This window comes from Pseudomonas sp. KCJK9000 (assembly GCF_046230725.1).
Lineage (GTDB): Bacteria > Pseudomonadota > Gammaproteobacteria > Pseudomonadales > Pseudomonadaceae > Aquipseudomonas > Aquipseudomonas promysalinigenes.
This window is the reverse complement of sequence record NZ_JBJJLN010000040.1, coordinates 33,856-42,049: the sequence shown is the minus strand read 5'-3', so window position 1 is coordinate 42,049 and position 8,194 is coordinate 33,856. Positions and strand designations below refer to the sequence as shown.

The 8,194-nt window shown below is 60.5% G+C and carries 6 protein-coding genes, 4 tRNA genes and 1 pseudogene; 5 read left to right on the top strand and 6 right to left on the bottom strand.

The genetic code is table 11. The annotated features are described in order from the left end of the window. Positions 1–83 precede the first annotated feature (83 nt). Together ACK59H_RS17025 and ACK59H_RS17020 are read right to left on the bottom strand one after the other, a co-directional pair. On the bottom strand, positions 84–797 hold the full coding sequence (locus ACK59H_RS17025; RefSeq protein WP_409264656.1) for a methyl-accepting chemotaxis protein: 714 nt from the start codon (positions 795–797) through the stop codon (positions 84–86). A 150-nt stretch (positions 798–947) separates the two neighbouring features. Further along, positions 948–1,898: pseudogene (locus ACK59H_RS17020) on the bottom strand (methyl-accepting chemotaxis protein); the annotation flags it as partial. Positions 1,899–2,262: 364 nt separating this feature from the next. Between ACK59H_RS17020 and ACK59H_RS17015 the strand changes: the two are divergent. Further along, positions 2,263–4,140, top strand: a complete 1,878-nt coding sequence (locus ACK59H_RS17015; RefSeq protein WP_409264654.1) for a 1-acyl-sn-glycerol-3-phosphate acyltransferase — start codon at positions 2,263–2,265, stop codon at positions 4,138–4,140. A gap of 10 nt (positions 4,141–4,150) precedes the next feature. On the opposite strand, the gene sugE is transcribed toward ACK59H_RS17015, so the two are convergent. From sugE to rdgC, 3 genes are all read right to left on the bottom strand, one after another. After that, entirely contained in the window at positions 4,151–4,468 is a 318-nt protein-coding gene (sugE, locus tag ACK59H_RS17010) for a quaternary ammonium compound efflux SMR transporter SugE (RefSeq protein ID WP_060478786.1), read from the bottom strand. Positions 4,469–4,563: 95 nt separating this feature from the next. Next, positions 4,564–5,529, bottom strand: coding sequence for a bile acid:sodium symporter family protein (locus ACK59H_RS17005; protein ID WP_060478787.1), 966 nt, complete (start codon positions 5,527–5,529; stop codon positions 4,564–4,566). Between the two features lie 151 nt (positions 5,530–5,680). After that, positions 5,681–6,601: a recombination-associated protein RdgC gene (rdgC, locus tag ACK59H_RS17000; RefSeq protein WP_060478788.1), complete on the bottom strand. Its 921-nt coding sequence runs from the start codon at positions 6,599–6,601 to the stop codon at positions 5,681–5,683. A gap of 217 nt (positions 6,602–6,818) precedes the next feature. On the opposite strand from rdgC, the gene ACK59H_RS16995 reads away from it, so the two are divergent. From ACK59H_RS16995 to ACK59H_RS16980, 4 genes are all read left to right on the top strand, one after another. Continuing rightward, positions 6,819–6,894, top strand: a tRNA-Val gene (locus tag ACK59H_RS16995). 13 nt (positions 6,895–6,907) lie between these two features. Then, positions 6,908–6,984 (top strand) — tRNA-Asp (locus ACK59H_RS16990). 169 nt (positions 6,985–7,153) lie between these two features. Continuing rightward, a tRNA-Val gene (locus ACK59H_RS16985) sits at positions 7,154–7,229 on the top strand. Positions 7,230–7,247: 18 nt separating this feature from the next. Next, positions 7,248–7,324, top strand: a tRNA-Asp gene (locus ACK59H_RS16980). 79 nt (positions 7,325–7,403) lie between these two features. Here ACK59H_RS16980 and map read toward each other — a convergent pair. Next, positions 7,404–8,180, bottom strand: coding sequence for a type I methionyl aminopeptidase (gene map, locus ACK59H_RS16975; protein ID WP_186476527.1), 777 nt, complete (start codon positions 8,178–8,180; stop codon positions 7,404–7,406). Between the last annotated feature and the right edge of the window lie 14 nt (positions 8,181–8,194).

The following is an 8,194-nucleotide window of genomic DNA, read 5'->3' as shown; positions in this document are numbered from 1 at the left end:
ACGCTCCACCGAAAAACTCACGCCGAGCCTCTAGGCTCAAGTGAACAGCATTACAGCCTGGCTGCGTTTTTCGTTGCGCTCAGTTACAGGCGAAACCGGCTAATCATCTGCTGCAAGTGCCCGCCCAGGCGGGCCAGTTCGACGCTCGATGCCGAGGTCTGCAGGCTGGCCTGGGCTGTCTGTTCTGAGATATCCCGCACGGTGACCACACTGCGGCTGATCTCTTCGGCTACAGCGCTTTGTTGCTCGGAGGCTGCGGCAATCTGCTGGTTCATCGACTCGATGGCCGACACCCGACGGGTGATCCCCTCCAGCGCCACGCCTGCCTCACGCACCAAGGCCACACTGCTTTCGGTCAGGCTCTGGCTCTGTTCCATCAGTTCACTGACCGAGCGCGTACCCTCTTCCAGGCTGCCAATGGCCGACTCGATTTCCAACGTCGATGCCTGGGTCCGCTGGGCCAGGCTGCGCACTTCATCGGCCACCACGGCAAACCCACGGCCAGCCTCACCCGCCCGCGCCGCCTCGATGGCCGCATTCAACGCCAGCAGGTTGGTCTGTTCGGCCACAGCCTTGATCACGTCCATCACCTTACCGATACGCTGGCTCTCGCCTCGTAGCGCCCCCATCGCTTGGCCTGTGGCATCCACTTGGCTTGCCAAGCGGCTGATCTGTGCGACGGCGCGGTTGACCACGCTGTCACCTTCACGGGCTTCTTCATCGGTGGCGCTGGCGGCCACCGAGGCCTCACCGGCATTGCGTGCGACTTCGTGCACGGTGGCCGCCATTTCCTGCATGGCTGTGGCCACTTGGTCGGTTTCCACTTTCTGGTTATTGGCCCCAGCGCTGGTTTGTTCGGTGATCGCCGACAGCTCCTCGGTAGCGCTGGCTATCTGCGAAATGCCGTCGCGTACCTGGGCGATCAACTCACGCAGGTTGCACGTCATGCCCTGCAAGGCATTCTGCAACTGGCCCACCTCGTCGCGGCGGCGGCTGGACGGCTGTTCGCTGAGGTTTCCGGCGGCGACCTGTTCCATGGCGGCCAGAGCCTGGCGCAGCGGCTGGCTGATCTGCCGGGCGATGATGACTGCAGCCAAGGCACCGATCAGCAAGGCGAGCAACGTTGTGGCGGTTTGCAGCATGCGAGCGAAGCGGCTGTCGCTGGCAACCAGTTGCGCCTGGTCATCGAGCAATTGGCCGATCACGGCGGTGAGGGTGTCGATATCCTTACCCATGGCAGCCTGGTAGCCGACCAGCTTGCTAGCCTCGCCACGGAATACCTCGACGGCACTGGCGTAAGCGGTTACCTGCTGTTGCAGTTGCTGGAATTGCTGTGAGAAAGCCCCGTTGAAGCGGGCGATGAGCCCAGGCAGTTCGTTCACCGTGGTGGCGATCTGCCCGTTCATCGATTTCTCGGTCTGAGCGTTGGTATTGCCCGTGTAGCCGCGCACCTGGTAACGCAACAGAATCAGGTTCTCGCGGACTTGGTTGATGGCCTCGCTACGCACCAGGCGCTGTTCAGGGTCGGCCATGGCCCGCAGCTGATTGCGAATCTGCTCGATGCTGGCAAAGGACTGGCTTGCCAGCGTGCCCATCTGCTTTTGCGCGGCGTGCATTTTCTCATACGCACCCATGCTGCCAGCCTGGTTGTCGGCATAGCTCTGCAGGCTCTGGTCAGCCGTGCTGAGCAGAGCCTGGTTCTTCGCCCTCTGCATCACCTGGCGCAATTTTGCCAAGTTCGGTTTCAACGCTTGCAGCGCGGCTTGCAGCTGTTCGCTTTGCTCCGGGGCGCCATTGGTCATGGCGTGACGCAGACGCGCTTCGCGCAGGTCGCCCAGCGCATCGTTGAGCCGCGACACGTCGCTGATCACTTCACTGCGCCTTACCAGGCTGCCCATGCCATCCCAACTGATGAGCGACTGCACTAGGGTCAGGCCCAGTACCAGACCGAAACCGAGCAAGAGTTTGTGGGCGATTCTGAGGTTGCCGAACCAAGTAAACATATACTGCCGAGCTCCTTTTCCTGCGCGATGGAGGAGACCTGAGGTCCATTCCTTATTTCAGATATAGTCATCTGTATGAATTATCGGCATGTGTAAACAAATCTGAACTGTATGGGTCTAGAAGTTGTTGGCACCCTGAGGATCGATGCCGTGAGGGGATGCCCTCAGCGCTTGTCAGGGCGGATCTTTCCCGTGCAGATTTGTGGCTTGTGGCGCTGTGCGTACCTCCAATGACAAAAGACACTCAGGAACAAGGACGATGAGTCACCCCTCGCAATTCACCTTGCTCGGCAAGCGGCGCTTCTTGCCGTTCTTCGTCACCCAGCTGCTGGGTGCCTTCAACGACAACCTGTTCAAGCAATCACTGATCCTGGCGATCCTGTTCAAGCTCAGCCTGGGCGACGGCGACCGTTCGATCTGGGTCAACCTCTGTGCACTGCTGTTCATTCTGCCGTTCTTTCTGTTTTCGGCTCTTGGCGGGCAGTTCGGCGAAAAATTTGCCAAGGACGCGCTGATCCGCGCGATCAAACTGGCCGAAATCGGCATCATGGCGGTCGGCGCCCTCGGCTTTGTCAGCAACCACCTGCCACTGATGTTGCTGGCCCTGTTCGGCATGGGCACCCATTCGGCGCTGTTCGGCCCGGTCAAATACTCCATCCTGCCGCAGGCGCTGCGCGAGGACGAGCTGGTCGGCGGTAATGGGCTGGTGGAGATGGGCACCTTCCTCGCCATCCTGGTCGGTACTATCGGCGCGGGCGTGATGATGTCCACTGACAGCTACGCCATGGTGGTGGCCGGTGGCGTGGTCGGCACCGCGGTACTGGGCTACCTGGCCAGCCGTTGGATCCCCAGGGCCGCGGCTGCCTCGCCACAGATGGCACTGGACTGGAACATCTTCAAGCAATCGTGGGTGATCCTGCGCATGGGGCTCGGGCAGACCCCGGCGGTGTCCCGTTCGATCGTCGGTAACTCGTGGTTCTGGTTCGTCGGCGCTATCTACCTCACCCAGATTCCAACCTATTCCAAAGAATGGCTTCACGGTGACGAAACCGTGGTCACCCTGGTACTGACCTTGTTCTCCGTAGGGATTGCCCTAGGTTCCTTGCTGTGCGAGCGGCTCAGTGGACGCAAGGTGGAAATCGGTCTGGTGCCCTTCGGCTCGTTTGGCCTGACCCTGTTCGGGCTGCTTTGGTGGTGGCACTCCGGGGACGTTCCGGCCGCTGCCACGCCTCACGATTGGTTGGCGCTGCTGGGCATGCATCAGGCCTGGTGGATCTTGCTGTCCATCGTCGGCCTAGGGGTCTTCGGCGGCTTCTACATCGTGCCGTTGTATGCCTTGATCCAGGCACGCACTGCCGAGCATGAGCGGGCGAGGGTGATTGCTGCGAACAACATCCTCAATGCTCTGTTCATGGTGGTTTCAGCAGTACTGACCATCGTTCTGCTGAGTGTGGCCAAGCTGACTATTCCTCAATTGTTCTTGGTCGTGTCGTTACTGAATGTGCTGGTCAACGCCTACATCTTCAGGATCGTGCCTGAGTTCACCATGCGTTTTTTGATCTGGCTGCTTAGCCACTCGATGTACCGCGTACAACACCGGGGCCTTGAGCGCATTCCAGATGAAGGCGCAGCTTTGCTGGTATGCAATCACGTATCGTTCGTCGATGCGCTGCTGCTCGGTGGGGCGATTCGCCGGCCGATTCGCTTCGTCATGTACTACAAGATCTACAACTTGCCGGTGCTCAACTTCGTGTTCCGTACCGCTGGCGCCATTCCCATTGCGGGGCGCAACGAAGACCTCGCCACGTACGAGCGCGCCTTCGCACGCATCGCTCAATACCTGGCCGACGGTGAATTGGTGTGTATTTTTCCGGAAGGCAAACTGACCGGTGACGGCGAGATCGATGTGTTCAAGGGCGGGGTCAGCCGCATCCTCGAACAGACTCCGGTGCCGGTGATCCCGTTGGCGTTGCAGGGGTTATGGGGGAGCTTCTTCAGTCGTGACCCGAGCAAGGGCTTTTTCAAGCGCCTGTGGTCACGGGTGACCATCGTGGCAGGCGCACCCATTGCGGTGGAGGCTGCGCAGCCGGAAGCCTTGCGAGAGCAGGTCAGCCGACTGCGCGGGGGGCTGCGCTAAGGCAGGGGTATCAGCTGGCGCTGACTTTCAGGCCGATCAGGCCGGTTACGATCAGCGCCACGCTGACCAGCCTGACCAGTGCCATCGACTCGCCGAACAGGATGATCCCGGCAATCACTGTGCCGACGGCACCGACGCCAGTCCAGATGGCGTAGGCGGTGCCTAACGGCAGCTCTTTCATGGCCAGGCCCAGCAGGCCCAGGCTGACCGCCATGGCAGCGACGGTGAGCACGGTAGGAAGGGGTTTGCTGAAGCCGTCGGTGTACTTCAAGCCGACGGCCCAACCGACCTCGAACAGGCCGGCGAAGAACAGGATGATCCAGGACATGATGCGTCTCCATCGTTGCAAAGGATGGGGCCGTCCCCGGGAGGGTCACGCGGTGCGTCGTGAGGTCGTCCTCACCGTTGCCCTCAGGGTACACATCAATGGCGAGCCGGTCCAACCTCTTGCGTGGCAGCCGATGGCTCCTCCAGCTTGCGGAACCAGGTTGAAAGCAAGGCCCCTGAGATGTTGTGCCATACGCTGAACAGCGCGCTCGGAACCGCTGCCAGCGGCGAGAAATGCGCTGCCGCCAACGCCGCCCCAAGCCCTGAATTCTGCATGCCCACTTCCAGCGCCAAGGATTTGCGCTGGGCTAGCGGCAGCTTGCAGAGCCGGCCGGTAAGGTAGCCCAGCACAAATCCGAAGCTGTTGTGCAGCACCACCACGGCCATGATCAGCAGCCCCGATTCGGCGATCTTGGCTTGGCTGGCGGCAACCACGGCACAAACGATCATCACGATGCTCACCACCGAAACCAGCGGCAGCACCTGCACCGCTACCTGCACCCGCGCGCCCAGCAGGCGCTGGGCCACTACCCCGAGCACGATCGGCAGCATCACCAGTTGCAGGATCGACCAGAACATATCCATGAAAGACACCGGCAGCCACGCCGATGCCAACAACCAGATCAGTGCCGGGGTCAGTAGGGGAGCGAGCAGGGTAGTCACCGCGGCGATCGCAACTGCCAGCGCCAGGTCGCCCCTGGACAGCCATACCATCACGTTCGACGCCGTACCACTGGGGCAGCAGCCGACCAGGATCACGCCAACGGCAATTTCTGCCGGCAGGTGGAACAGCTGGCACAACAACCAAGCCACGCCCGGCATGATCAGAAAGTGTGCCACCACGCCGAGCGCCACGCGCCAGGGCTGGCGGGCGAGGGCGGCAAAGTCGTCGAGCTTGAGGGTCAGGCCCATGCCGAACATCACCAGCCCCAGCAGTGGCACGATGGCGACCTTGAGCGCGATGAACCACTGGGGCTCAAGGAAGGCCAGCACGGCGAACACCAGCACCCACAGGGCGAAGGTATTGCCGACGAAGCGGCTGAGGGCGGCGAGTGCGCGCATGGGGCAATTCCTTTTCTATTTATAGCTTTGAGAATTTCATTGGCCACTTGCGGGTAAACCCGCTGCCACTGGGTGACAGCGGGTTTAACCGCCTATGGGCCACTGCTGGCTACCGTTCAGACAGAGGCCAGCGGTGCTACTTCAACTCACATCAGACCCCTTGAGGGATCTCTTCACCACCCAGCACTTCGAACAAGGCTGGCAGGAACTCGGCGAAGGTCATCATCATCAGCTGGAAGCTTGCATCGAACTGCTGGGCGGCCTCATCACCACCGTCCTGTTCGGCCTGCTCCTGCAGCAGCTCCTCGAACTTCAGGCGCTTGATCACCATCTTGTCGTCAAGCACGAACGACAGCTTGTCCTGCCAGGCCAGCGCCAGTTGGGTGACCATCTTGCCGGTGCTCAGGTGCAGCTGAATTTCCTCGCCGGTCAGGTCCTGGCGCTTGCAACGTACGATGCCGCCGTCTTCGGCGGTATCACGCAGTTCGCATTCATCCAGTACATAGAAGCCTTCGGCGGCCTGTTGCGATTTGACCCAGTCGGTCATGGTCGCGGTGGGTGCGATTTTCACGGTGGCCGGACGTACCGGCAATGAACCCATCACTTCGCGCAGCGTCGACAGCAAGTCTTCGGCACGCTTGGCGCTGGCCGAGTTGACCAAGATCATCCCAAGGCGCGGGGCGATGGCGGCGAAGATCATCGAGCGGCGAATGAACGCGCGTGGCAGAAATGCCTGGATGATCTCGTCCTTGATCTGGTCGCGTTCTTTCTTGTAGACCTTGCGCATCTGCTCGGTCTCGATTTCTTCGACCTTCTCTTTCACCGCATCGTTGACCACGCTGCTTGGCAGAATGCGTTCTTCCTTGCGCGCGGCAATCAGCAGAAACTCGCCGCTGACGTGCACCAGGGGAGCGTCTTCACCTTTGCCGAACGGCGCGATGAAGCCATAGGTGGTCAGCTCCTGGCTGGCGCAGGGGCGGGCCGGCTTGCTGGCCAGCGCGTCTTCCAGCGCTTGTGCCTCGAACGGTACTTCCTGGGTCAGGCGGTAGGACAGCAGGTTCTTGAACCACATGAGGGGCAATCTCTCCTTAATGCATAAGGCGGGCATTATTCTCCGAGCGGTGCTCTGAGGCCAGCCCTGTCAGAGGGCCATTAGAAAGTCATGGGTATGCAAAACCCTCGGCTGCGCTAGGTCTTTGAAAGATTTGAGATTTTTTTTATAAAAAGATCAAGAAAGTGCTTGCCAGGGTAGCGGGCCGTCCGTAGAATGCGCGCCACACCGAGACGAAGGGTGATTAGCTCAGCCGGGAGAGCATCTGCCTTACAAGCAGAGGGTCGGCGGTTCGATCCCGTCATCACCCACCACTCGATGTATAGCGCAGCGGTAGTTCAGTCGGTTAGAATACCGGCCTGTCACGCCGGGGGTCGCGGGTTCGAGTCCCGTCCGCTGCGCCATATTCCACTTCCAGGGCCCACTGAACACCCGGAAGTAACGAAGAAAGCGACCTTAGGGTCGCTTTTTTTGTGCCTGCGATTTGGCAGTGATATTTTTTGCGAAAAATCTCATAAATGGCTTGTCAGCCGTCTGCTTCGTCCGTAGAATGCGCGCCTCACCGAGACGAATGGGTGATTAGCTCAGCCGGGAGAGCATCTGCCTTACAAGCAGAGGGTCGGCGGTTCGATCCCGTCATCACCCACCACTCGTTTCGATGATTAGCGCAGCGGTAGTTCAGTCGGTTAGAATACCGGCCTGTCACGCCGGGGGTCGCGGGTTCGAGTCCCGTCCGCTGCGCCATATTCCGCTTCCAGGGCCCACTGAACACCCGGAAGCCACAAACAAACGACCTTAGGGTCGTTTTTTTTGTTTCTGGCGTTCAGCCGCGACGTTCTTCGGGGCGTAACGTCAGTACTTCCACACCCTCTGCGGTCACCGCCACGGTATGCTCCCACTGCGCCGAAAGGCTGTGGTCGCGGGTGATCACTGTCCAGCCATCCTTGAGCGTTCGCGTACCGCGCCCGCCTTGGTTGATCATCGGCTCTATGGTGAAGACCATCCCCGGTTGCAACTTCATACCCATGCCGCGCTGGCCGAAGTGCAGGATTTCAGGAGCTTCGTGCATCTGCTGGCCGATGCCATGGCCGCAGTATTCGCGCACCACGCTGTAGCCTGCGGTTTGCGCGTGCACTTCAATGGCATGGCCGATATCACCCAGCGTCGCTCCTGGGCGTACTTGCTCGATGCCTTTCCACAGGGCCTCGTAGGTGGTATCGACCAAACGCCTGGCGTCATCGCTGATCGCCCCGATGGCGTACATCTTTGACGAATCGGCAATGTAGCCACCCTGCTCCAGGGTGATATCCACGTTGACGATCGAGCCCTCTTCAAGCACCTCATGGGCTTTGGGAATGCCGTGGCAGACCACGTGGTCCACCGAAGTGTTGAGCGAGTAGGGGAAGCCATATTGGCCCTTGCTGGCCGGGCGGGCTTTGAGGGTGTCGACGATGAACGCCTCGGCATGGTCATTGATCTGCAGGGTCGTCACCCCGGGGCGCACGAAACGGTCGAGTTCGACGAACACCTGGGCCAGTAGATGCCCTGCGTTACGCATCAGCGCCAGTTGTGCGGGGGTCTTGAGGATTACCTTGGACACAGGCAGAGGCTCGT